Annotated in this window: 22 protein-coding genes; 8 read left to right on the top strand and 14 right to left on the bottom strand. The window is 33.9% G+C overall.

Going from position 1 to position 24668, the window contains the following annotated elements; all coding sequences use genetic code 11:
• Together ACP5P5_RS12820 and ACP5P5_RS12815 are read left to right on the top strand one after the other, a co-directional pair.
• The coding region (locus ACP5P5_RS12820; RefSeq protein WP_428286512.1) for a saccharopine dehydrogenase C-terminal domain-containing protein at positions 1 to 998 on the top strand (998 nt) is incomplete at its 5' end.
• A 5-nt stretch (positions 999 to 1003) separates the two neighbouring features.
• Complete coding sequence (locus ACP5P5_RS12815; protein ID WP_428286511.1) at positions 1004 to 2797, top strand: MutS-related protein; 1794 nt, start codon at positions 1004 to 1006, stop codon at positions 2795 to 2797.
• Between the two features lie 18 nt (positions 2798 to 2815).
• Here ACP5P5_RS12815 and ACP5P5_RS12810 read toward each other — a convergent pair whose 3' ends face one another.
• The 7 genes from ACP5P5_RS12810 to ACP5P5_RS12780 are packed head-to-tail and all read right to left on the bottom strand — an operon-like array spanning position 2816 to position 9343.
• The gene (locus ACP5P5_RS12810; protein ID WP_428286510.1) at positions 2816 to 3589 is read right to left on the bottom strand and encodes a 3-keto-disaccharide hydrolase; all 774 of its coding nucleotides are present in this window, start codon (positions 3587 to 3589) and stop codon (positions 2816 to 2818) included.
• Between the two features lie 30 nt (positions 3590 to 3619).
• Positions 3620 to 5602 (bottom strand): ribonuclease R, encoded by a 1983-nt coding sequence (rnr, locus tag ACP5P5_RS12805; protein WP_428286509.1) that lies wholly within the window; start codon positions 5600 to 5602, stop codon positions 3620 to 3622.
• A 22-nt stretch (positions 5603 to 5624) separates the two neighbouring features.
• Complete coding sequence (gene lpxK, locus ACP5P5_RS12800; RefSeq protein ID WP_428286508.1) at positions 5625 to 6698, bottom strand: tetraacyldisaccharide 4'-kinase; 1074 nt, start codon at positions 6696 to 6698, stop codon at positions 5625 to 5627.
• Between the two features lie 10 nt (positions 6699 to 6708).
• The gene (locus tag ACP5P5_RS12795; protein WP_428286507.1) at positions 6709 to 7278 is read right to left on the bottom strand and encodes a 5-formyltetrahydrofolate cyclo-ligase; all 570 of its coding nucleotides are present in this window, start codon (positions 7276 to 7278) and stop codon (positions 6709 to 6711) included.
• Entirely contained in the window at positions 7275 to 7913 is a 639-nt protein-coding gene (bioD, locus tag ACP5P5_RS12790; protein WP_428286506.1) for a dethiobiotin synthase, read from the bottom strand. The genes ACP5P5_RS12795 and bioD overlap by 4 nt, the downstream gene beginning before the upstream one ends.
• A gap of 39 nt (positions 7914 to 7952) precedes the next feature.
• Entirely contained in the window at positions 7953 to 8501 is a 549-nt protein-coding gene (locus ACP5P5_RS12785; protein ID WP_428286505.1) for an RsmD family RNA methyltransferase, read from the bottom strand.
• Entirely contained in the window at positions 8498 to 9343 is an 846-nt protein-coding gene (locus ACP5P5_RS12780) for a DUF3822 family protein (protein ID WP_428286504.1), read from the bottom strand. The genes ACP5P5_RS12785 and ACP5P5_RS12780 overlap by 4 nt, the downstream gene beginning before the upstream one ends.
• 86 nt (positions 9344 to 9429) lie before the next feature.
• Between ACP5P5_RS12780 and ACP5P5_RS12775 the strand changes: the two genes are divergently transcribed.
• Positions 9430 to 10791, top strand: a complete 1362-nt coding sequence (locus ACP5P5_RS12775; protein ID WP_428286503.1) for an MATE family efflux transporter — start codon at positions 9430 to 9432, stop codon at positions 10789 to 10791.
• A 10-nt stretch (positions 10792 to 10801) separates the two neighbouring features.
• On the opposite strand, the gene ACP5P5_RS12770 is transcribed toward ACP5P5_RS12775, so the two are convergent.
• From ACP5P5_RS12770 to ACP5P5_RS12755, 4 genes are all read right to left on the bottom strand, one after another.
• Positions 10802 to 11581, bottom strand: coding sequence for a tetratricopeptide repeat protein (locus ACP5P5_RS12770; RefSeq protein WP_428286502.1), 780 nt, complete (start codon positions 11579 to 11581; stop codon positions 10802 to 10804).
• Positions 11582 to 11631: 50 nt separating this feature from the next.
• A complete protein-coding gene (gene folB, locus ACP5P5_RS12765) occupies positions 11632 to 11991 on the bottom strand; it encodes a dihydroneopterin aldolase (RefSeq protein ID WP_428286501.1) in 360 nt (119 codons plus the stop codon).
• Between the two features lie 8 nt (positions 11992 to 11999).
• Positions 12000 to 12947, bottom strand: a complete 948-nt coding sequence (gene trxB, locus ACP5P5_RS12760; protein WP_428286500.1) for a thioredoxin-disulfide reductase — start codon at positions 12945 to 12947, stop codon at positions 12000 to 12002.
• A gap of 117 nt (positions 12948 to 13064) precedes the next feature.
• A complete protein-coding gene (locus tag ACP5P5_RS12755; RefSeq protein ID WP_111293323.1) occupies positions 13065 to 13922 on the bottom strand; it encodes a sigma-70 family RNA polymerase sigma factor in 858 nt (285 codons plus the stop codon).
• 228 nt (positions 13923 to 14150) lie between these two features.
• On the opposite strand from ACP5P5_RS12755, the gene ACP5P5_RS12750 reads away from it, so the two are divergent.
• From ACP5P5_RS12750 to ACP5P5_RS12740, 3 genes are read left to right on the top strand one after another with little or no spacing between them, the layout of a single operon-like run.
• Positions 14151 to 15173 (top strand): threonine aldolase family protein, encoded by a 1023-nt coding sequence (locus ACP5P5_RS12750; RefSeq protein WP_428286499.1) that lies wholly within the window; start codon positions 14151 to 14153, stop codon positions 15171 to 15173.
• A gap of 37 nt (positions 15174 to 15210) precedes the next feature.
• Positions 15211 to 16866, top strand: a complete 1656-nt coding sequence (pgi, locus tag ACP5P5_RS12745) for a glucose-6-phosphate isomerase (protein WP_428286498.1) — start codon at positions 15211 to 15213, stop codon at positions 16864 to 16866.
• A gap of 3 nt (positions 16867 to 16869) precedes the next feature.
• On the top strand, positions 16870 to 17361 hold the full coding sequence (locus ACP5P5_RS12740; protein ID WP_428286497.1) for a GNAT family N-acetyltransferase: 492 nt from the start codon (positions 16870 to 16872) through the stop codon (positions 17359 to 17361).
• Between the two features lie 9 nt (positions 17362 to 17370).
• Here the strand turns inward: ACP5P5_RS12740 and ACP5P5_RS12735 are convergent, their stop codons facing one another.
• Complete coding sequence (locus ACP5P5_RS12735; protein ID WP_428286496.1) at positions 17371 to 19488, bottom strand: endonuclease MutS2; 2118 nt, start codon at positions 19486 to 19488, stop codon at positions 17371 to 17373.
• 241 nt (positions 19489 to 19729) lie between these two features.
• Between ACP5P5_RS12735 and msrA the strand changes: the two genes are divergently transcribed.
• Positions 19730 to 20305 carry a peptide-methionine (S)-S-oxide reductase MsrA gene (gene msrA / locus ACP5P5_RS12730; protein ID WP_428286495.1) on the top strand — a complete coding sequence of 192 codons (576 nt, stop codon included), beginning with the start codon at positions 19730 to 19732 and terminating at the stop codon, positions 20303 to 20305.
• A 15-nt stretch (positions 20306 to 20320) separates the two neighbouring features.
• Here the strand turns inward: msrA and ACP5P5_RS12725 are convergent, their stop codons facing one another.
• Positions 20321 to 21988 carry an ABC transporter substrate-binding protein gene (locus ACP5P5_RS12725; RefSeq protein WP_428286494.1) on the bottom strand — a complete coding sequence of 556 codons (1668 nt, stop codon included), beginning with the start codon at positions 21986 to 21988 and terminating at the stop codon, positions 20321 to 20323.
• Positions 21989 to 22018: 30 nt separating this feature from the next.
• Between ACP5P5_RS12725 and ACP5P5_RS12720 the strand changes: the two genes are divergently transcribed.
• Positions 22019 to 23686 carry a M1 family metallopeptidase gene (locus tag ACP5P5_RS12720; protein WP_428286493.1) on the top strand — a complete coding sequence of 556 codons (1668 nt, stop codon included), beginning with the start codon at positions 22019 to 22021 and terminating at the stop codon, positions 23684 to 23686.
• 10 nt (positions 23687 to 23696) lie between these two features.
• Here the strand turns inward: ACP5P5_RS12720 and ACP5P5_RS12715 are convergent.
• The coding region (locus tag ACP5P5_RS12715; RefSeq protein WP_428286492.1) for an APC family permease at positions 23697 to 24668 on the bottom strand (972 nt) is incomplete at its 5' end.

Here is a 24668-nt window from a genome sequence, read left to right as displayed (position 1 = left end):
TGAAACAAATTGCCTCAGAAATACAACAACAGGGTTTATTGTTTTTGTGTGAAATGGGGTTAGACCCTGGCATTGACCATATGAGTGCCATGAAAATGATTGCTGAAATAACTGAAGTTGGTGGAACAATTACAGCATTTTATTCTCATTGCGGAGGCTTAGTGGCCCCTGAAAGCGATAATAATGCCTGGCATTATAAAATAAGTTGGAATCCCAGAAATGTTGTTATGGCCGGTAGTGCAGGTGCTGTTTATAAAGAAAATAATAAAATAGTTGAAATTGATTATAAAAACATATTTTCTAATTGCGCATCTTTAAATTCAGCAACGTTACCGGGTTTGTGTTACTACCCCAATCGCGACTCACTGCAATATATGCAGCAGTATGGGTTAAGTAATGTAGAAACATTTAAACGTACAACCATTCGATATACAGATTATTGTAATGGATGGCAATGGTTGGTACAAGCTAACTTAACCAGTGAAGCTTTACAATATGATACAGATGGTTTATCGTTTGCAGCATTTTATGAAACGCATTTTTCTAAAACCAATCAACAACAACTTTATCTACACTTAACTCATTTACCTGAAATGCAGAGAATGTTGACTGATATAGGATGGTTTGATACAAAAACATTGATTAATAAAGGTGTGTGCAGTGCAGCCGTTGCACTACAGTTTATTTTAGAAAATAAATGGGCTATGCAACCCAATGACAAGGACATGGTATTGATGATACATGAAATTGAGTATTTATTAAATGGTAAAAAAAAGTTGCATAAAGCTGAATTAAAAGTTATTGGCCAAAATGCCATGCATACTGCCATGGCCAAAACGGTTGGTTTGCCTTTAGGTATTGCAGCTACTCTTTTGCTTAAAGGTGAATTGTTATTAACCGGTTTGCATATTCCAACACATCCACATATTTATGATTTAGTTTTACCCTTACTTGAAAAAGAAGGTGTATGTTTTAATACATCTACACAATCGGTTTAAATTTTATGAATCATTCTACTAAAGCAGAACTTACTGCATTTTATGAAACACAAATAAAGGCACATAATATTGGCATACAAAAGCTAAAAAAAATCATTAATTGGCTCGCAATTTTGCGGGCTCTTGTTTTTATAGCTGCAGTGTTATCTCTCTATCAATATTTTAATAGCAATAATCATTTGTTTATTTTCCTGTTTATATTTTTTGCTATATTTTTTTTCGGATTAGTGACATGGCATATTCAAAAAAAGCAAAACAAGCAGTTGCTGGAAAATAAGTTGCGATTAGCCCAAAACGAATGGAATGTTATTAATGGAAAAGAAAATGGATTTGACGATGGAAGTGAGTTTTTGCAAATGTCATCATATGCTGCTGATTTAGATATTTTTGGAAGAAACTCTTTGTTTCATGCTTTAAATAGAACTGTAACCTTTGCAGGCAAATTGCAATTAGCACAACACTTCAGTAATATAATCTTAGATAAGAAAACTATTAAAGCTTATCAGGAAGCACTAAAAACTTATAGCACGCAATATACTTTTATTGAAAACTGGATAGCCACCGCCTTGTTACATAAAAAAGAACATCACCAATCAGATTTACTTTTGAAGCAATGGATAGTGGACTTAAAAAAAATGAAGCATGTTAAATATTACAATGTTGTCCGTTGGGTATTGCCTGCCTATACATTAGCAGCATTGTACATTGCATTAAATAGCGGTCAATATTTTTTACTTTCTATTGGTATTGTATTAAACTGGATTCATGTAATACGAGTAAAAAATCTGAATATTCAAGCTTTTCATTTTCTTAGTAAAAACGAAGAAATTATAGCGCAATACCATCGGTTAGTAGAAACATTTCAACACGTGCAACCCGGTAACAGCGATATTTTACAAGAACTAAAAAATAATTGTAAACAGGCTAATAAAAGTTTTCAAGAACTGGCATTTATTACTAACCTAATACATCAGCAGCACAATTTGTTAGCTTCTACCCTTTTAAATAGTTTGTTGATGATTGACGTTCACAGTGCATTATCATTAAATAAATGGCATAATAAATATTCATTAAATTTCTCTAAATGGATAGACTCAATTGCTGATATTGATTATTTAAATACAATGGCCATATATGCCCATAACCATAGTGCATTTGTGTATGCACAATTGAATGAAGGCGAGCTTTTCATGAGCGCAAAGAATATGTCACATCCTTTACTTCCCGAAGATATTCGTGTTCCTAACTCATTCGCTTTTAATAACAAGGGAGTTAGAATTATTACGGGGTCAAATATGAGTGGAAAGAGTACTTTTTTACGAACTGTAGGTGTAAATGTTTTGTTGGCACAAATGGGTGCACCCGTTTGTGCGGATGAATTTTTATTAAGCCCAATGTATATTTTTTCTTGTATTAGAATTACAGATTCATTGCAGGAAAATCATTCATATTTCATGGCAGAGTTGCAACGATTATATGAGATTAAAACCTCACTGTGTAATCATTATCCGGCATTAGTTTTAATGGATGAAATTTTAAGAGGCACTAATTCTGCCGATAAGTTTGAAGGTTCTAGGCAATTTCTTGCGCAAATGATGCAATTGCCCTGTATTGTTTTATTTGCAACACACGATTTAAAATTAAGCACTTTAGAAAAAGATTATCCAGGAAGTATCTCTAATTTTTGTTTTGAAAGTACAATTTCAGATACCGACATTCATTTTGACTATATCTTACGTGAAGGAGTTGCACAAAACAAAAATGCCACATTTTTAATGAAAAAAATGGGCATTATTTAAGCAAATTTGAAGTTATATTTAACTGAGTTTTCTTATCCAAATATTTCTAAAGCTTATTGGTTTGCTTTTATCTCCATGCGCTTGTAATTTAATGGGTTCAGGGCCATGTGCTTTATAAAAAGGTTGACCAATATATAGTGTTTGTCCTTTTAATATGGTATTATTTTGAATGAGTACTCCGTTTTGAAATGCAGTAACCCTTGCCGGTGATTGTAAAGTGCCATCATCATTAAAGCGAGGAGCTGTCCAAATAACATCATACGATTGCCATTCTCCGGGTTTGCGGCAAGCATTCACTAATGGAGGAAATTGTTTGTAAATACTACCAGCTTGTCCATTCACATAAGTGGTGTTTTTATAATTATCCAAAATTTGTAATTCATATCCTGCATCGCCGGGGCCTGTAGATGCTAAAAATAAGCCACTATTTCCTCTTGCCTGGCCTTCTCCTTCAATATCGGCGGGTATGCGCCATTCAATATGCAATTGGTAGTCTGTAAACTTTTCTTTAGTTTGAATATTACCTGCTTTTTTGTTCACTGTTAGAATATCATTTTTAACATCCCACATTGCAGGTTGTCCGGGGTTATTGGCATTTTCCCAAGCATTTAAATTCTTACCATCAAACAAAATAATAGCATCCGAAGGAGGGTTGATAAAAGCAGAAATTCCCGGAGTTACAATAGGCGGTACGGGCGACCATTGTTCAGTGGCCTCCGGATTGTTTTGGGAAAATGCTCCTATAGAGCCTGTGAGAACCATTAGTAATAGTAAAGTTTTTTTGAGTAACATGGTTGGTTGGTTTAAATGTAGATGAAAAAATTATTTTCTTTTCTTTTTTCTGTTTGGTGCATTTTTGGTGTTGCTTTTTTTCTTGTCTGAGTTGGCGGTGGGTACCCATTCATAGTCTAATTGTCTTTTTTCCAAATTGGCAGCAACCACTTTAATCATTACTTTATCTCCCATTCTAAATTGTCGGCCGCTGCGTCTACCCACTAAAGCATATTCCGATTCGATGAGTTTGAATTCGTCATAATCGTTTAAATCAACAATACTGATAAGGCCTTCGCATTTATGCTCTACTGTTTCAACCCAAAAACCAAAGGAAGCTACACCGCTAACTACTCCTTCAAAAATTTCTCCTAATCTATCCTTCATAAATTCTACTTGTTTATATTTATTGCCGGCTCTTTCACATTCCATTGCAGCTCTTTCCCGTTCACTGCAGTGTTTACATTTTTCTTCCATTTTTTTGTCAACAATTGGTTTATCTTTCAAAATTGATGCTACTATCCTATGCACTAATATATCCGGGTAGCGGCGAATGGGAGAAGTGAAATGACAATAATACACAAATCCAAGTCCGTAATGGCCAATGTTTTTCTCAGTGTAAATGGCTTTCGACATAGTTCTGATACCCAGTTGCTCCAATACATGTTGTTCGGGTAATCCTTGAACTGCTTGCAACATTTCATTAAAACTAGCAGCAATTTTCTCCGGTGTATCAATATTAAACTGATGTCCATATTTTCTTGCAAAAGCAATAAAAGGAGTTAGTTTATCTTCATTCGGTTTATCATGAACCCTGTATGGAAAAGGAATTTCTTTACCATCTTTTGTTTTATGATTAGCTACAAATTCGGCAATTGATTTATTAGCTAATAACATACATTCTTCAATTAACTGATGTGCTTCTTTACTTTCTTTAATGGTAATACCAATTGGTTTTCCTTTATCGTTTAAAACAAATCTTACTTCTTGCGATGAAAAATTAATAGCACCTTTTTGGAAACGCTGTTTACGCCACTTTTGTGTAATGTTGTTTAATAACAAAATTTGTTCTGTATAAATACCTTCTTCTGATTCAATAATTGCTTGTACATCTTCATAAGTAAAACGATGATCAGAATGAATGACTGTTCGACCAATCCATTGTTTTTTAATTTCTCCTGAAGTCGTTATTTCAAATATGGCAGAGAAAGTGAATTTATCTTCATGAGGGCGCAAAGAGCATAATTCATTCGAAATTTTTTCAGGTAACATAGGGTTCACCCTATCAGGCAAATAAACAGATGTAGCTCTACTATAGGCTTCATCATCTAATGCAGTATTGGGTTCAACATAATAACTTACATCAGCTATATGTATTCCTAACTCATACAAATTATTTTTAATTTTTTTTATTGAGATGGCATCATCAAAATCTTTAGCATCAACCGGATCTATTGTAAACGTTAAAACATCTCTGTAGTCACGACGTTTTTCAATTTCTTTTTGATTTAACTCGGTAGGAAGTTGTGCTGTTTCAGCTAATACATTTTTTTCAAACGATAAAGGGAAGCCTGCTTGTGCTAGTATTTCCTTCATGGCGGCATCATTTTCGTCTTCAGAAGAAAGAATTCCAATTATTTCTCCTTCCGGTTTTTTGTCGCCTTTGTCCCATTTAATAAGGCGAGCAATTACTTTTTCTTTGTTTTTTGCACCATTTAATTTATCAAGCGGGATAAAAATGTCAGGCATTGGCCTTTCTGTATCGGGTATGAAGAAAGCAAAATTGGTAGATAGCTGTAAGTGCCCAACGAATTCGGTTTGACGACGAGCTATTACATCAACAATTCTTCCTTCCTTTTTTTTAGTTGTAGCACTTTCTTTGATAATTTTAACAGAAACTGTATCACCATGTAATGCAGTGTTGAAGTTGCCTTGTCGAACCAATACATCACCATTGCCATTATTTACAACTACATAACCTAATCCACTTCGTGTAATTTCTAAAACACCGGTAACTACAAAAGATTTTTGCATGTTTTTAGAAGTGCTATGTTTTTTATTTTTTTGCTTGCTCATGTGTTTTATTAAAATTTACAATGTATTGCTCAACTGCTGATTCAAACAATGGTGCTTCATCAAATAAAAACCGATGCTTTATAGGTAAAACATATAATGGTAAATCTACCAATTCCTGCTTAAATTTGGTTAGTCGAACTGCATCTTTCTCCGTAGTAAGAATCATTTTTTGAGGTACATCAATTGCTTTAAAGCGTTCAATAATTTCTTTTAAATCATCAATGGTAAAAATATGGTGATCGTTATAGTTTTTTTGATAGTACGTAGCTGCTTGTTGGTGCAAATAATCTTTTAATGGTTTAGGGTTGGCAATGCCGCATACTAAAAGTACTTCATCATTTTCAGTAATAGGTTTAGGCTCATGTGTTATAATATGATAAGGGGTGTCATATTCAATTGTAGTAAAATATACTAATTGGCTATTCAATGGATGTAAATTTCGCAATATTTTTTGTTTTTTATCGAAAGTTAAATCAGGAGGGCATTTAGTAACAATAATTATGTCTGCTCGTCTTACCGATCTGCGCTCATCACGCAAATCACCGGTAGGTAAAAAGAAATCATAAATGTATAAATTGTTATAATCGGTTAAAACAATATTTAATCCGGCTTTAACTGCACGGTGTTGAAAAGCATCATCCAAAATGATAACTTGTAAATCGGGTACATCGTGTAATAATTGTGGAATTGCCACTAATCGTTCCTCACCTACAGCAACGGGCACATTAGGGAATTTAAGATGAAACTGCATGGGCTCATCGCCAATTTCTAAGGCAGTAGTGTTTTCATTGGCTAACGCATAGCCCTTTGTTTTTCGCTTATACCCTCTGCTTAATGTGGCTACTTTGTAATTAGGATGTAAAAAATTTAATAAATATTCTACCATGGGCGATTTGCCTGTTCCTCCTACCGCCACATTACCAATGCATATTAAAGGGAAATTAAAGGTTGTTTCATGTAATAAAAAACTCTTGTCGTATAATTTGTTTCGAATGAATATAATAATGCCATATGCAATTGCAAACGGTAATAATAAAACCCTAAATGATTTCAAAAAAAAAGCATTAAAATTCATAGCGCTTATTCGGGGTAATACAATAGGTTAAAGGTACATCAAAAGGTTGGGTATCGCTTATTTTTACTACGGGCTCAAAGTAGGAAAATCCGATTGTGATAATGTTTTTATTACATTGAATTAAATATTTGTCATAAAATCCTTTTCCATACCCTACTCTATACCCTTTCAAGTCAAAAATTAATAAGGGTACTAAAACTAAATCAATCATCTTTGGTGGAAGTAAATCCCCTTCCGTTGGTTCAGCTATTCCCCATTGGTTAATAGAAAATATAGTATCATCATTTGTAAGCCTGGCCTGCATAGTGTTATTTTGTGTATCTGTTACAGGATAGGCTATTTGTAATTCGGGATAAAAATATTTTAAATACCGTGTAAATAATTGTGTATTGGGTTCATTGTGTTGTAAAAGCGGCCAATAGCTTAATACATAATGAAGGTCATTAAAATTCAAATCTTGTAGTTGTAATAACATTAAATCATCAGCAATCAGTTTATCTTTTTCAGACAATTGCTTTCGCTTTTCTAAATAAATTTTTCTTAATTCATTTTTAGTCATAGCAATTCTAATAATCGCGCTTTTATTTTAGCTGCTTGCTTTTGTACAAACCAATGGTTAGGATTTTCGGTAAATGGAATATTGCCAATGTAAGGAATGCATGACCAATTCACTATTTCTTGTTCGTATTGCAGGTAGTGGTCATTGAAAATCCAGCCAAGCACTTTAATATTTAAATCCTTACAAACTTTAGCTGTTAATAATGAATGGTTAATACTTCCCAAATAATTTCTGCTAACAAGTATCACCGGAGTTTTTAAAGTTGTAATAATATCAGCAATGAATTGCTTTTCATTAATGGGCACCAATAATCCACCGGCACCTTCAATTATTAAGTAAGGGTTATTACTTTTAGGAATAGATTGCTGAATTTTATTGATATCAATAGTAATATTTTCCGCTGCAGCAGCAATATGAGGTGATGCCGGCATTTTTAGCCGATAGGCTTCCGGATGTATTTGAGTAACTTCATTACTAATTAAGCTCTTTACTGTACCGGCATCAGTACCTTCATCAAGCCCTGCTTGTATTGGTTTCCAATAATCGGCTTGCAGTGCTTCTGTAACAATGGCACTAATTAATGATTTTCCTACCCCTGTTCCAATTCCTGTAATAAAAATGCTTTGCTGACTCATAGAAATCTTTACTTCTTTTTTATGATGCTATTTCAAATTTTAATTATCTAAACTAAAAAAAGAAAACACAGTAGTGCCATAGTTTCTCTCAAACTGATAGCTTTTAAAGTTTTGATAATTGTTTCTCGGCGTGTGTTCTAAAACAAAATAACCACCGGGAGCAATCATTTGTTGTTCAACAATAATTGTAGGAATATCATCAATATTTCCTAATGCATAAGGCGGTCCTGCAAAAATAAAATCGAATTTACCTTTACAACTACTTAAAAAGTTAAAAACATCTTGCCGGTATATTTGAAATTGATTGGGTAATGCTCCTAAATGTGTTAAGTTATTTTGTATGAAGGAAGCCATTGTATTGTCTTTTTCAACAATAGTTAAATAAGCAGCACCTCTACTGGCTAACTCATAACTAATGGCACCTGTGCCTCCAAATAAATCTAATGTTCGAATATTATGGAAGCTGATTCTGTTTTGTAAAATATTGAATAAACCTTCTTTGGCAATGTCGGTAGTGGGGCGTGTAAAAGGCATTTTGGCCGGTGGTTTAATTTTTCTCCCCCCCCATTTACCGGAAATGATCCTCATAAAACAACATTAAAAAAGGGTTGCAAATAATGTTCCGGATAATAATTCTTTTCAATTAAAACTTGTTCACTTCTAAAACTAGGTTGCCACTGCACATCGGGTATTAACTTTTTTATGGCGGTGTACATTTCATCGGATTCATGTATTATACCACTAACTTGAACTTTTAAAGGCAAAGTTTGAATATTATAGGTGTTTAAAATGCTAACTAATCGAAAAATAATATCTTCTACACAAGTATAGCAATAACTTTCAGCTAAATGCAATTGCTGTTGTTGAACACTAACTAAGGAAAAGCATCCTGGATAAAATTGTATATGCCAATAGTTTTGTAATTCGCTTCCTAATTTTAATGCAGTTTCAATTTGTTTGCGTAAACTATTATAAACGGGTATATCTGAAAAACTAACATGAAACATTTGCTGTAAATCTGTCGGTAATTGGCTTGCAATATATACTTGCTGATTTTGAATATAGATACTATCATAATTCAAATCACTATTTTTCCAACCGTATAAAATTTGTAGAAAATTGTTGGTTTCTTCAGCTTTATAAAATTTTTCGGGGATGATGGATTGTTGAAATCCATTAATAAAAATTTGTTTTGATGCGTAGTTTACATCAAACAAAATGGATTGCAGACGTACTTCCTGAAATATTTGGTACCAGTTATGTTCTAATTTTTCAAAAGTAAATAGTTCAACTGCAGTGATTGATTCGGATGCAGGAACAAATTCAATAATGGCAATATAGTGTAAACCCACTTCAATAGTTAATTGCTTTTCTATTGCAGCAAGTTCCTCCCTATCAAGGCTATATTGACTAATTTCTTTTTCAACCATTTTCCAAATATACAATTACTGTTTAAAAAAAGAATAGTGAAGTTTTTAATATTGCCCGTGTTTATTGTAGTAGTTTTGTTGCAACTATGAATAGCGTAACCCAAGCTAACACCGACTATAGAGTATCAGTTTCAAACCAACAAATTTTAAAAATTGCGTTGCCAATTGCTGCTGCAACGCTGGTTCCACAATTGAATTTTATTATTAATAATGTTTTTTTGGGTCATTTAGGTGAAGAGCAATTAGCTGTTGCCGGAATAACAGGTGTTTATTATTTAATTTTTGCCGTTATAGGTTTAGGGCTAAATAATGGTATGCAAGCCATAATTGCACGCCGAGCAGGTGAAAACAAAATTGAAGCCATTGGTAATTTATTTGCGCAAGGGGTTCGTATTTCTTTTGCATTGGCTACACTGGGTATACTTTTAACTTGGATAGTAGTTCCCTTTATTTTGAAACATACTTTACACAATGCATTGCATGTTGAAATGGCAGTAAAGTTTTTACGCATTCGTATTTTTGGAATTGTATTTTTATTTTTATATCAATTACGCAATGCGGTTTTGGTTGGTACAAACCAAAGCAAATATTTAATTATTGGAACGGCTGCAGAATCAATTGCTAATGTTTTTTTTGATTATACTTTAATTTTTGGAAAATTAGGTTTACCCAACCTGGGGTTTAATGGAGCTGCTTACTCATCAATAATTGCTGAATTTACGGGACTGATGGCGATTTATTTTGTAATTAGAAAAAAGGGAATTGATAAGCAATTACATTTATTTCAATCTTGGAAGTACGATAAACAAAATACCCTACTCATATTTCGAATTTCTTCACCCTTAATTGCACAATTTTGCTTAAGCATTGTAAGTTGGGAGTTTTTTTATATTTTGATTGAACATCATGGGTCAATGGATTTGGCCATTTCAAATATCATGCGCAACATTTTTGGATTTTTTGGTTGCTTTACATGGGCCTTTGCTGCAGCTACTAATACTATGGTTAGTAATATTATTGGGCAACAAATGCATGATAAAGTAATACCATTAATTAAAAAAATAATGCTTTTATCCCTGCTATTTGCAGGTTGTGTTTTTTTATTGATAAATATTTTCCCGGTTGTGTTTTTATCATTTTACGGACAAGGCAACACTTTTATTCAACATGGAATTCCTGTATTAAGGATTGTTTCAACTGCATTGTTGTTAATGTCGGTTTCAACCATTTGGTTAAATGCTGTAACAGGTACGGGAAGCACGCAAGTAAATTTAGTTATTGAATTTGGCGCTATTGTAATGTATTGTATTTATAGTTATTTAACATTAGAGAAATGGCATTTACCAATAACCATTGGTTGGGGAAGTGAATGGGTTTATTGGATAACGTTATTTATTCCGTCTTTTTGGTACATTAAAAGTGGCAAATGGCGGAAAAAAGCTTTTTAAACAAGAATAATTACATTAAAGAATCTAATAATTTCTGTCCCTCTGCTTTTAATGCGGCATCATCGGGGGTTCGAATAGGTAATTTTACAAGTTGTTGTAATACTTCAATTGATTTTGAAGGATTATTATTGGCCTTATAGCTTTTTGCCAAAATAAGATAATTTAAAACATAGTAAGGTTCTGTTTTCCGGCATTTTTCCAAATATACAATGGCAGAATCGTAGCTGGTTGCAGGTACACCGCCCGGATACATAGTTTTTAGTGCTAACTTTTTAGCCCAGTTTAATTCGTTCATTTCATAATGCCAGCGCCCTTCTACAAAATTAGCCATACCCAAATTAGGGTTAATACTGAGTGCTTTATCGGCATTGGTTTTTATATCTTTTACATATTGAACCAGCTGCTTTTTATTACTTTCAACTTCTGTCATTTTAGCCGAAGCCAATGCTAAAGCATAGTAACTTTCGGCTGCTTCGGGATGAGCCGCTACTGCCCTCTGTGCATAAGCCAGTGCCGATTGAAAAGTTATACGTTTGTCATTAGCAATGGGTAACCTTTCACCGGTTGAACAACTTAATTCTGTTGCTTTAACTAAGGCTTTTAAATTATAAGGGTCGGTTACTAAAATCTGTTTATATAAATCAAGTGCCTGTTGTTCATTCAAAGCAATTTCTGCATTGCTGGCTTGTTTAAACAATACATTGTTATCCTGTGCAAAAGTTTTTTGAATGTTCAATTCAATTAAAAATAGCATTGAAAGGCTGTAAAGCATTAATTTCTTAGTGACCATAGGCTATTCATTTAATGAATGATAACTAGTCAAATTTAGTTTTGAAAATTCTAATTTCTATCTAGTTCAAAACTAACACTTACGGAGCCTTTAAAATCAGCAATTGGGGGATTTAACTTTTTTATTGAAATTACAACCTTTTGTGCCATTTTGAAATGAGTGAATATTTCATTGGCAATATCAAGTGCAATTGATTCTAATAATGGCGTAGGTTTTTCCATTCTATGTTGCACTAATTTGAATAGTGCAACATAGTTAATGGTATCATTTATGCTTTGAAATGTATGTGGAATGGGAGGAGTATAATCAACGCGCAAATTTACTTCGAATTCATTACCTGTTATTTTTTCCTCCTTATATAATCCATGGTATGCCCAAAAAATTACATTATTTAAGTATACTGATAACATAGTAGCAATTAAAAATGCCCTTTGGCGCTTAAATAACGTTCGGCATCTAAAGCAGCCATACATCCTGAACCTGCTGCTGTAACGGCCTGCCTGTAGTTTTTGTCCTGAACATCGCCGGCAGCGAAAACACCTTCAATATTGGTTTTTGTGGTTCCTGGAGTGGTTATAATGTAACCTGCTTCATCCATTTCTATCCATGGTTTAAAAATTTCACTATTAGGTTGGTGACCAATGGCAACAAAAAATCCACTAATGGGAATGGTTTGTTTAGTATTAGTTTTATTATTCTTAATGATAACTCCTTCAACTTTTTTATCACCTAAAATTTCTTCTGTTTCGCTATTCCAATAAACCTTAATGTTTGGAGCATTTAAAACTCTTTCTTGCATTATTTTGCTGGCACGCATTTGATCGCGACGAACAATCATGTGCACTACAGTACATAATTTTGAAAGGTAAAGTGCTTCTTCGGCAGCAGTATCACCGGCGCCTACAATTGCAACTTCTTTTCCTTTAAAGAAAAAGCCATCACAAACTGCACAAGCACTTACCCCATAACCATTTAAACGTTGTTCACTTTCTAAGCCTAACCATTTTGCGGAAGCGCCTGTTGAAATGATAATTGCATCTGCTTCAATTAATTTTTCATCATCAATCCATACTTTATAAGGTTGTTTGCTAAAATCAACTTTTGTTGCAATACCATACCGAATATCGGCTCCCATTCTTGCAGCTTGTTTTTCAAAATCAATCATCATATCAGGACCTTGAACACCATTTGGGTAACCGGGGTAATTTTCTACTTCAGTTGTAATGGTTAATTGACCACCGGGTTGAATACCTTGATATAAAACGGGTTTCATATTAGCCCGAGCAGCATAAATAGCTGCAGTGTAACCTGCCGGACCGGAACCTATAATTAAAATATGCACTTTTTCTGTTGTTATATTATCCATGCTAATAAATTTTTGGCAAAGGTAAGGAATGCTGTATTTGAATTTTGTGTGGAAAGTAACAGAGTGTAGAAACAAAAACCCCCTGTTTTAACAACAGGGGGGAACTTAATTTTTTAATTAACCCAAATAAGCTTTTAATGCATTGCTGTATCTGGCTTTTTGTAAACGTTTTATGGCTCTTTCTTTAATTTGACGGATACGCTCTTTGGTTAAGTCATACTTTTGACCAATTTGTTCAATGGTTACACCATTTTCTCCATCTAAGCCAAAGTAAGCATTTACAATTTCAGCTTCGCGAGGGCTAAGTGATTTTAATACTCTTTTGATTTCTTCGCGTAATGAGTCTTTCATTACATCGTCGTCAGTATCATCACTGCCTTCTAATAAATCGCCCATTGCTACATCCTCAGCCTCATGTACCGGAGCATCTAATGAAGTGTGGCGAGTATTGCTTTGGAAAATGTTGTTAATTTCTGTTTCACTCATTTCCAAAATTTCGCTCAATTCTTCAGTAGAAGGTTCACGTTCATGCTCTTGTTCAAAAGCCATGTAAGCCTTGTTGGCTTTGTTATAAGTGCCAATTTTGTTTTGAGGCAGGCGGACTAATCTTCCCTGCTCTGCCAATGCCTGTAGTATCGATTGGCGAATCCACCACACAGCATAAGAAATAAATTTGAAACCTTTGGTTTCATCAAAGCGTTGTGCCGCTTTTATTAAGCCGAGGTTACCCTCGTTAATCAAATCGCTAAGTGAAAGGCCTTGGTGCTGATACTGCTTAGCTACAGATACCACGAAACGTAAGTTGGCCTGCACCAATTTGTCGAGCGCTCTCTGATTACCCATTTTAATTTTCTGAGCCAGTGTTGTTTCCTCTTCGGGAGTGATCATCGGAATTTTAGAAATTTCCTGCAGATACTTTTCTACGGCTTGAGAATCTCTGTTGGTAATCTGGGTTGCAATTTTGAGCTGCCTCATAGTATATAGTTACAATTTATTTACAACAACAACATATAGACGCTAAAACATGCCATTTGGTTGCAAGCATAGCGTTAAAATTATTCCCATAAATTTCAAAAGTGTGCAAATCTACATTAAATACTCTGATTAAACGAATGTTTTTGTAAAAAAGTGCCTTTTTAAAAAAAATTAAATCTGCTTACTACCTGTCAAAAATTATAAGAACGCATTTATCTTCGCAAACCTATGCCTTTAATTATCGATTATCGTTCCGATACAGTTACCCGTCCAACACCAGCCATGTTAGAAGCTATGTTTACAGCTAAAGTTGGTGACGATGTTTTGGGGGAAGATCCTTCTGTTCAGCTATTAGAACAAAAAGCGGCAGCTATTTTTGGGATGGAAGCCGGTTTATTTTGCCCCAGTGGTACCATGACCAACCAAATTGCCATAAAAGTGCATACTCAACCCGGTGATGAGGTAATTTGTGATGCATTATCGCATATTTACTTATATGAGGGTGGCGGTATAGCATTTAATAGCGGGGCCTCAGTTAGATTACTGCAAGGAAATAATGGCAGAATTACTGCACAACAAGTGGCAGGCGCAATTAACCCCAATGATGTGCATAAACCCCAAACTACATTGGTAAGTCTTGAAAATACAAGTAATCGTGGTGGGGGCAGTTGTTATTCGTTAGATGATTTGCAAGCTATTCATGAAATATGCCACCAAAACCAGTTAAAATTACACTTAGATGGTGCCCGATTATTTAATGCTTTAGTTGCAACTGGGCAACAAGCAGAAACCTATGGAAAGATTTTTCACTCTATTTCCATTTGCTTAAGTAAAGGATTAGGTACACCTGTTGGCAGTGTTTTATTAGGAACTGAAAGCTTTATTGCTCGGTCACGCCGTATAAGAAAAGTATTGGGCGGAGGTATGCGACAAGCAGGTTATTTAGCAGCAGCCGGTATTTATGCGCTTGATCACCATGTTAAAAGATTAGCACTGGACCATGAACATGCCAAAACCATTGCTGCCGCTTTACAAAAGAAGGATTTTGTAGGAGAAATGATGCCAGTTGAAACCAACATCATCATTTTTGAAGTGAAGGGCAGGTTCACACCTAAAACTTTAGCTGCTAAATTGGAAGAAAAACACATTAAAGTGATGCCGATTTCACCCACGCAGGTGAGAATGGTATTGCATATAGATATACACACTACCATGGTAGACTATACATTAGAAACATTAGAGGAATTATAAAACTACAGCTATTATTTTTGATTAAAATTGAACGATTATGCTACCGAAAATAAATCCCACCAATACACAAGCCTGGTTTTTACTAAAAAAACACCACGATGAAGAAATGAATCGTCGACATATGCGCGATTTGTTTGCGGCAGATAAAGAACGATTTGAAAAATTTTCTATTCAGTTTGAAGAAATTGTATTTGATTATTCAAAAAATATTATTAATCAAAAAACCTTGCAACTATTATTGCAATTGGCCGATGAATGCCATTTGAAAGAGGGTATTCATGCTATGTTTGCAGGCATAAAAATTAATGAAACCGAGCATAGATCGGTTTTACACACGGCATTGCGTAATTTTTCCGACACTCCTATTTTAGTTGATGGTAAAGATGTTATGCCATTGGTTAGAAAAGTGCTTAACCACATGAAAACATTTTGCCGTCAAATACATGAAGGTGAATGGAAGGGATACACCGGAAAAAAAATTAAACACATTGTAAACATAGGTATAGGTGGTAGTGATTTAGGACCGGTAATGGTAACGGAAGCATTAAAGCCTTATTGGATAAAAGGTATGCATGCGCATTTTGTTAGCAACGTTGATGCTACTCAATTGGTTGAAATATTAAAAGAAGTAAATGCTGAAGAAACTCTTTTTCTAATTGCTTCTAAAACTTTCACCACTCAGGAAACCATGACCAATGCCCACTCAGCAAGAGATTGGTTTTTGAAACAGGCTAAAGATGAGGCCCATATTGCTAAGCATTTTGTTGCATTAAGTACCAATGAAAAGGAAGTGACAAAATTTGGTATTGATAAAGCAAATATGTTTGAGTTTTGGGATTGGGTAGGCGGACGTTATTCCTTATGGAGTGCAATTGGTTTATCTATTGCACTTACAATTGGTTATGATAACTTTGAACAGTTATTGAAAGGTGCCTTTGCCGTTGATGAACATTTTAAAACCGAACGTTTTGAGAAAAATATACCGGTCATCATGGCACTTGTAGGTATTTGGTATATTAATTTTTTTGGAGCACAAAGCGAAGCCATTCTTCCTTACGATCAATATATGCATCGATTTCCGGCCTATTTTCAACAAGGCAACATGGAAAGCAATGGAAAAAGTGTTGACAGAATGGGCAATCCGGTTAATTATTCAACAGGCCCGGTTATTTGGGGCGAACCCGGTACTAATGGTCAACATGCATTTTATCAATTAATTCATCAGGGTACACCTTTAATTCCTTGTGATTTTATTGCTCCGGCTAAAAGTCACAACCCCTTGGGTGACCATCATACCAAATTACTTTCAAACTTTTTTGCACAAACAGAAGCTTTAATGAATGGTAAAACGGAAGCTGAAGTGAAAGAGGAATTAATGAAATTAATGTCTAATGAAGAGGAAGTAAAAAAATTAGTGCCATTTAAAGTTTTTGCTGGTAATAAACCCACCAATTCATTTTTATTAAAAGAAATAACCCCCTACTCTCTAGGTAGCTTAATTGCGCTTTATGAACATAAAATATTTGTTCAAGGTTTAATTTGGAATATTTTCAGTTTTGACCAGTGGGGCGTTGAATTAGGAAAACAATTGGCAGGCAAAATTCTAACTGAATTAAGTGATGATAAAACTGTAACATCACATGATTCATCAACCAATGCATTAATCAACCATTACAAAAAAATGCGAAAATAGAACATGGAGTTGTGTAATATTAGGCCTATTGAACCAAAAGATAATGCTGCTTTAGCTATAATAATACGAACAGCATTAGAGGAATTTAATGCGAATAAGCCCGGCACCGTTTATTTTGATGCAACTACGGATGATTTGTATAACTTATTTCAAAACCACGAAAAGGCTCAATATTTTGTAGCTGAATATAATGGTGAAATTTTAGGTGGTGCCGGTATTTATCCTACAGAAGGTTTACCTGAAGGTATGTGTGAGCTGGTAAAAATGTACTTGAAAAAAAGTGCTCGTGGTAAAGGATTAGGTAAGTTTTTAATTGATAAATGTTTGCAAACGGCAAAAGAAGAAGGATTTAGCCAGGTTTATATTGAAACCATGCCCGAATTAAGTAAAGCTGTTTCAGTTTATGAAAAATTTGGTTTTACCTATTTAACAGGGCCAAAAGGCAATTCAGGGCATTCAGGTTGCACCATTTGGATGCTGAAAAATTTAGCGTAATTGAAAAAATTATTTGGGTTGATTTTTTTCAGTTTCTTCCTGTTTCTCTACTGCTACCAAATCGCTTATTTCAATATTCATAGGAAGTAAACCAACCTGAACAATAGCTCTTTTACCTCTTATTTCCTTTACTGTACCTACTTGGTAATTTTTCTTCAATTTCACTAACATACCTTCTTTAATGGAGCTGTTTAATTCTTTATATTGATGGTTGATTTTTTTAACTTGTTTGGGTTGAACAATTTCATTTTTTTGAAAAAGTAGGTTTTTCAAATTTTTCATTACCTCGTTTTTATCTTCCGTTTTTTTATAATCAAGAATAATTTGTTTTAGCTTACGCTCCATATTTTTCAAATAAGCTAATTTTTCTTCTGACAATTTATTTTGATGTTTTAATAATTCAATTTGTTGTTTGTGTTTTTCCTTTTTTAGTGTTGCTTCCAGTTCTCTTTTTAAATCTGCATTTTCTTTCATTAATTTTTTTAATTCAATTTTTTCAGAATGCAACTGCTGCAAATGTTGTTCCGTATTGTTCAATAATTTATCTAATTTAAAATGCTGTTCATCTACTAACTTTCTGGCACGATTAATTAATGCTATAGGAAGCCCTATTCTTTCGGCAATGGCAAAAGTGTAAGAACTGCCCGGCTTACCAATCATTAATTGATACAGGGGTTCTAACTTTTTCTCATCAAATGCCATAGCACCATTCACTATACCCGGTGTTTTATTACCCATAATTTTTAAATTCAAATAATGGGTTGTTACAATACCAATGGAATGTTTGCGACACAATTCTTCCATTATAACTTCAGCAAATGCACCGCCCAAGTTGGGGTCACTACCGCTACCCAATTCATCAATAAAAAATAAGGTTCTACCATTCGCCATTTCAATGAAATGCTTTAAATGCAATAAATGCGAAGAATAGGTGCTTAACTCAAATTCAATACTTTGGGTATCACCCATTAAAATAAATAGTTGCTTAAAAATACCTATTTGCGAGTGCGGATGAACAGGAACTAATAAACCACTTTGTACCATTAACTGAATTAGCCCAACAGTTTTCATGGATACTGTTTTGCCACCGGCATTAGGGCCACTAATAATTAAAATTCGCTTTTCATCATTCAATTCAATGTTTACCGGAATAGTAGGTTTATTGTTTTTTTGATTATTTAAAAATAAAATAGGATGATAAGCTCGTTGCAAATGCAACATTGATTTATCAATAATGTCGGGTTTTTCGGCGTGCATATCAATAGCCAATAAGGCTTTGGCCTTTATAAAATCAAACAAACCAATAATATTAAGATAGTTAAGAAGTAATGGTGCATAACCACTTAAATTGGCAGTTAATTGTTTTAATATGCGTTTTACTTCCGCACGTTCCTCGTTTTCTAAAGCATAAACTTCATTGTTCAAGTCAATGGTTTCTTCTGGTTCAATAAATGCTGTTTTTCTACTGTCACTTTCTCCATGAAAAATACCCTTTACTTGCCGCTTATGTTCCGAAAAAACAGCCACTAACCTTCTGCCACTACTAAAACTTTCTTCAATATCGGCGGTATAACCGGCTTTACTTAATCTTTGTAATACTTTTTCAAAAACGCGTTTTAATTCATTTCTTTTTTTCCATAAACGAATTCGAATGTTTTGTAAATCAGCACTGGCATTGTCTTTTACATTACCGGTATCATCAATAACTTCTTCAATATAAGTTATGATGTTTTTTTCAAAATAACTATTTTCAATTACTTTGGTTAATGCCGGGTAGGCTAATCGTCTTTCAGTATCGAACCAACGAAAAATAGCCTGTATATTATATGCCAATGATCTTATTTCTAAAAAATCTTCTCCTAATAGTGTGGCACCATTAATACTTAATAGCTGAATTTCTTTTTGTAGATGGGTTGTACAATCAATTGGAAAATATTGCCCTTGTTGAAGTAATAATTTAAATTCATATGCTTGCTGCAATTCTAGTTCAATAAAATTAATTTTTGTATGCAACCGTAATGAGGCTGCTTTTTCAGCGGCAATAATTGTTTTACAATATTGTCCTAATAATTGTTGTACAGTATTAAATTCTAATAAAACCGGAGCTAGGTTAGGATATAAACGCATAATGTAAAGTGCAATTAGTACAAAGTTAGTTTGTATACTCCATAGATTGGATGGGTAATTTTATACAATATTGTTGAATCGTTAAATATTAAACAAATAACTGTGGTTGCTTGTTTTAATACATAACTTTATTGCTATGCTTTTAAAATTTTATTTCACAGGTTTGTGCTTTGTAAGCACTTTTTGTTTATCCTGTGCTCAACCGGCAAAAAATAAGGAAACAAAAGAAATAACACATAATATGGACAATAAAACAATTCCAGCAGGGATAAAAACAGATACAGCCTATTTTGGTGAAGGTTGTTTTTGGTGCACAGAAGCTTTTTTTCAACGATTAAATGGTGTTTATGAAGTAAATAGTGGCTATGGTGGCGGCCATGTGGCTAACCCAACATACGAACAAGTATGCGATAAAAATACCGGACATGTTGAATTAGCACAAATCATCTACGATCCTAAAGTGGTTTCATTTGATGAACTGCTGGAAGTATTTTGGAAAACACATGATCCCACTACGCTAAACCAGCAAGGTGCTGATGTGGGGCCTCAATACAGAAGTGTAATTTTTTACACCAATGAAGAGCAACACCAAAAAGCAGAAGCATATAAACTTGAATTAGATAAGAGTGGTGCATTTAACAAACCAATCGTTACTGCCATTGAACCATTCAAAAACTTTTATCCGGCTGAAAACTATCATCAAAATTACTACAACAATAATGGAGACGCTGCTTATTGCCGTTTTGTAATTAGGCCTAAATTAGAAAAGTTTGAAAAAGTGTTCAAAAACAAATTGAAACCGGGCATAGATAAATAAGCTTCTCTTTAAATTTTATTGCCTATTCATCTGTGTTAATTTAGTGTACCTCAACTCCAATAAATTCAAGGCATTAGGCACAAATCCTTGTACGTTGTTTTGTACAAGATGTATAACCATGTCATAAAATAAAGGCACAACGGGTGCATCATTCATTACTAATTGATCCATTTGGCGGTACAGTGCATACCTGATGGAATCATTGTCTGTTGCTATTGCTTTGGTATATAAATTATCGAAGGTTATATTCTTGTATCGTGTATAATTTGGTGGTGCAGGATTCTTACTAAAAAAAACTGCCATGTAATTTTCTGCATCAGGATAATCGGCCATCCAGCTACCTCTAAAAAATAATGCCTTTGATTGCGCAGTTTGTTCTAGCAAAACACTTTTTTGAACCACTTCCACTTGTACCGGAATGCCAACATCTTCGCATTGTTTAGCAACAAAACTGGCTAAGTTGGCATAAGTGGGAATGGTTAACAAATGAATGGGTATCATATTTTGAGAGGTTATGCCAGATTCTAAAAGTAATTGCCTCGCTTTATTAGGATTGTAGCTATAACCTTTTACATAAGCTGTATTATTTGAGGGTAAACCCATTGAACAAAAACCTGCATTGGCCGCATATCCTATTGAATTTCGCAAGTACAGCATCATTTGTTCTTTATTAATGGCATAATTAATAGCCTGTCGAATTTTTTTATATTGAAGCGGCGACTGTTTAACAATTGCCAAAGACGTGTCCATTAAAATACCTAAATATTCTGTATTTAAATAGGGATGCTTTTGTAACTGCATTTTGCCTACCCAAGCTTTTTGTAATGATCCATATTTGGTTAATACCTCATCTTTAAAAACAGGATCTATGTCGTTGATGAATGAAAGTTCACCCTGCCTAAATCGTAAAAACTCTGTTGCTTTATTTTGGTAAAAGCTAATTTTAATGGCATCTAAATACGGCAATGAAGTACCGTTATTATCTTTTTCCCAGTAATGTTTGTTTTTATGTAAAACCAAGGCCACTCCTTCCTCCCAAAAAAATAATTGAAAAGGGCCGGTACCACAGGGCTTTCTTCCAAAATTTTTTCCTTCCTTTATTACTACTTCTTTCGGAACAATGCTGCAATATTGCATAGTTAATATTTCTAAAATAGGATGGAAGGGATGTTGTAATTTTAATTGAAAAGTAGTGTCGTTTAAAGCTGTAAAAGGATTATCATTTACCACATGGCCATTAAAAATCCACGCTCCACTACTAGCGGTATTTTTATCAATAATTCTGTTTAAACTAAATACAACGTCATTAGCCGTACATAATCTTCCTTTTCCATTTACGAATGCGGGATTGTCTTGGAAATAAATATCATTCCTCAAATGAAAAGTATAGATTAATCCGTCATTACTAACACTCCAACTTTTGGCTACGGATGGTTTAATTTGCAAGTTATTATCCAATTCAACCAAAGTATTATATAATTGATGGACAGCCCAAATTACAGATTGATTTTTGGCAAAAGCAGGATCTAATGTGGCAATACCCGTACTTTCATTGTATGCAAATAGTTGTTTATGTATTTCTTGTTTTGAATGACAACTCAAAAAACCACTTATAAAAGTTATTAAAATAATCTGTAAGCCATTTTGGCAAAATAACTTTTGAAACATTTTCGTTAGCTTCATATTTTCATTTCAAATTATTAATTTATAGTCATGTACAATAAATTTTTATGTGTTATTTTCCTTTTTGCCTTTCCTTTTTTTGTTTCAGCACAACTTCTACAAAATAAAACAGTTTTTACACATTCCGATACTTTAAGGGGAAGTGATAATGCACAACGTAACTGGTGGAATGTACTACATTATAGCATTACAGTAAATCCTGATTTTGAATCTAAAACCATAAAAGGTAAAACAACTATACAATATGCCGTTGTTAAACCAGTAACTACTATGCAAATTGATTTGCAGCAACCTTTAATTGTAGATAGTATTTTCTTTCACAATAAAAATTGTGTATTTAAACGAGAAGATAATGTAATTTATTTAGAAAAATTGCCGGCAGCTAAAATTGGAAGCCATGATTCGGTAACCATTTTTTATCATGGGAAACCACGAGAAGCAGTAAGACCACCATGGGATGGCGGATGGATATGGAAAAAAGATTCTTTAAACAGACCTTGGATGACTGTAGCTTGTCAAGGTTTGGGTGCCAGTGTTTGGTATCCTTGTAAAGATTATCAGGGTGATGAACCGGACAACGGAGCCACCTTGTCGATTATTACACCCGATACCCTTATGGCAGTGGGTAATGGTAGATTAAAACAAGTAGTGAATACAGATAATCAAAAGAAAATATATACCTGGCAAGTTGTAAATCCAATTAACAATTATGATATTATCCCATACATTGGAAAATATATCAATAAAAAAGATACCTTGTTAGGAGCAAAGGGACTATTAAACTTACAGTTTTGGGTTTTAGATTATGATACCACAATTGCATGGCAACAATTTCAGCAAGTGAAACCAATGTTACGGGCTTTTGAATATTGGTTCGGCCCCTATCCTTTTTATGAAGATGGTTATCAGTTAATACAAGCGCCACATTTAGGTATGGAACATCAAAGTGCAGTAGCTTATGGCAATCATTTTAAAAATGGATATTTAGGTAGAGACTTAAGTGGAACGGGATGGGGTTTGCGTTGGGATTTTATCATTGTACATGAAAGCGGACATGAATGGTTTGGCAATAACATTACTACTAAAGATGTTGCAGATATGTGGGTTCATGAAGGCTTTACCAATTATAGTGAAACTTTATTTACAGAATATTTTTATGGTAAAGAAGCCGGAACAGATTATAATGTGGGTAGCCGAAAAAATATATTAAATGATAAACCCATTATAGGCCCTTACGGTGTAAATAAAGAAGGCAGTAGCGATATGTATTATAAAGGTGGAGCTCTGCTGCATAGTATTCGCCATTCAATGCATAATGATGTGTTATTTAGAAAAATTCTGCACGGATTGAATAAGGAGTTCTATCATAAAACTGTAACAACAGCTAATATTGAAAATTACATTAATCAACATGCCGGATTTAATTTTCAATATGTGTTTAATCAATACTTAAGAACCACACAAGTACCCGTATTTGAATATGCAATAGATTCTGCAGAACATAAGATTCGTTTTAGATGGATAAACTGTATTCCAAAATTTAATTTACCTATAAGTTTATGGGATGATGCAGGCGCAAGTATTAAAATATACCCTACAACAAAATGGAAATTAATGCCAATAAGTTTAAAGCAAATGCAATTATTTAATGATGCTTTAATTCAGCGTTTGTATTATGTAAAAACAAGAAAAGATTGATTTTATTGCATCAGCAATTAACATTGGGTGAACAAAGCTTACTGTGCTTTCTTCCGTAAAAGAAATATAAGCACAAACCTAATCCCATCCATATAAAAAACCACATCCAACTTACAGCAGGTATTTCTATCATTAAATACAAACAAAACAATGCACCAAGAACGGGTATTACGGAATAGCTTTTTAAATAACTTAAAATAGATACAACAATTAAAATACCTACAAAAACAATAAATAAAATTTCCTGATAGCTTTCTTTATTCATTTGCTCAAAAGCAAGTGATAGCCGTTGGTGAAATCCAATTATAAAAATAATAGCAAGAATGGGTATAATAAACTTACCATTAATGTAAGGTAATTTAAAACGACCTTGTTTTGTATTTTGCATTTTAGGTAAAACCAGCACGCCAAAACATACTAATACAAATGCAAATAAAGTTCCTATACTGGTTAAATCGGTCATTAAACTACTAGGCATTATTAAAGCAGGAATGGCTACCAAAAAACCGGTAATAATTGTTGCAAATGCAGGTGTATGAAATTTTGGATGTATTTGTGCAAATTTCTTTGGCAATAATCCATCACGACTCATACTCATCCAAATGCGAGGTTGCCCTAATTGAAACACCAACATTACGCTTGTTGTTGCTACCACTGCACTTATTGATATAATGTAGCTTACCCATTGCAAATTAATTTTGCTAAATACAAATGCTAGTGGGTCATTTACTTTTAATTCGGAATAGTGTACCATTCCGGTTAATACCAATGCAATTAAGATGTATAATACAGTGCAAATAATTAAAGAATAAATCATGCCCCTTGGTAAATCGCGTTGAGGATTTTTACATTCTTCGGCAGTAGTAGAAATTGCATCGAAACCTATATAAGCATAAAATACAGCAGAGACACCTGCTAAAACACCTCCAAAGCCATTAGGCAGAAATGGTGACCAATTTGCGGGTTTTACGTAAAAAAAGCC

The sequence above is a fragment of the Hydrotalea sp. genome (genome assembly GCF_049968455.1).
Lineage (GTDB): Bacteria > Bacteroidota > Bacteroidia > Chitinophagales > Chitinophagaceae > Hydrotalea.
This window is presented reverse-complemented; position numbering and strand designations above follow the sequence as displayed.

Coding starts and splice junctions, on each gene's coding strand:
- ACP5P5_RS12815 (WP_428286511.1), top strand. CDS start 1,004: ATGAATCATTCTACTAAAGCAGAACTTACTGCATTTTATGAAACACAA.
- ACP5P5_RS12810 (WP_428286510.1), bottom strand. CDS start 3,589: ATGTTACTCAAAAAAACTTTACTATTACTAATGGTTCTCACAGGCTCT.
- rnr (WP_428286509.1), bottom strand. CDS start 5,602: ATGCAAAAATCTTTTGTAGTTACCGGTGTTTTAGAAATTACACGAAGT.
- ACP5P5_RS12795 (WP_428286507.1), bottom strand. CDS start 7,278: ATGACTAAAAATGAATTAAGAAAAATTTATTTAGAAAAGCGAAAGCAA.
- bioD (WP_428286506.1), bottom strand. CDS start 7,913: ATGAGTCAGCAAAGCATTTTTATTACAGGAATTGGAACAGGGGTAGGA.
- ACP5P5_RS12785 (WP_428286505.1), bottom strand. CDS start 8,501: ATGAGGATCATTTCCGGTAAATGGGGGGGGAGAAAAATTAAACCACCG.
- ACP5P5_RS12780 (WP_428286504.1), bottom strand. CDS start 9,343: ATGGTTGAAAAAGAAATTAGTCAATATAGCCTTGATAGGGAGGAACTT.
- ACP5P5_RS12775 (WP_428286503.1), top strand. CDS start 9,430: ATGAATAGCGTAACCCAAGCTAACACCGACTATAGAGTATCAGTTTCA.
- ACP5P5_RS12770 (WP_428286502.1), bottom strand. CDS start 11,581: ATGGTCACTAAGAAATTAATGCTTTACAGCCTTTCAATGCTATTTTTA.
- folB (WP_428286501.1), bottom strand. CDS start 11,991: ATGTTATCAGTATACTTAAATAATGTAATTTTTTGGGCATACCATGGA.
- trxB (WP_428286500.1), bottom strand. CDS start 12,947: ATGGATAATATAACAACAGAAAAAGTGCATATTTTAATTATAGGTTCC.
- ACP5P5_RS12755 (WP_111293323.1), bottom strand. CDS start 13,922: ATGAGGCAGCTCAAAATTGCAACCCAGATTACCAACAGAGATTCTCAA.
- ACP5P5_RS12750 (WP_428286499.1), top strand. CDS start 14,151: ATGCCTTTAATTATCGATTATCGTTCCGATACAGTTACCCGTCCAACA.
- pgi (WP_428286498.1), top strand. CDS start 15,211: ATGCTACCGAAAATAAATCCCACCAATACACAAGCCTGGTTTTTACTA.
- ACP5P5_RS12740 (WP_428286497.1), top strand. CDS start 16,870: ATGGAGTTGTGTAATATTAGGCCTATTGAACCAAAAGATAATGCTGCT.
- ACP5P5_RS12735 (WP_428286496.1), bottom strand. CDS start 19,488: ATGCGTTTATATCCTAACCTAGCTCCGGTTTTATTAGAATTTAATACT.
- msrA (WP_428286495.1), top strand. CDS start 19,730: ATGGACAATAAAACAATTCCAGCAGGGATAAAAACAGATACAGCCTAT.
- ACP5P5_RS12725 (WP_428286494.1), bottom strand. CDS start 21,988: ATGAAGCTAACGAAAATGTTTCAAAAGTTATTTTGCCAAAATGGCTTA.
- ACP5P5_RS12720 (WP_428286493.1), top strand. CDS start 22,019: ATGTACAATAAATTTTTATGTGTTATTTTCCTTTTTGCCTTTCCTTTT.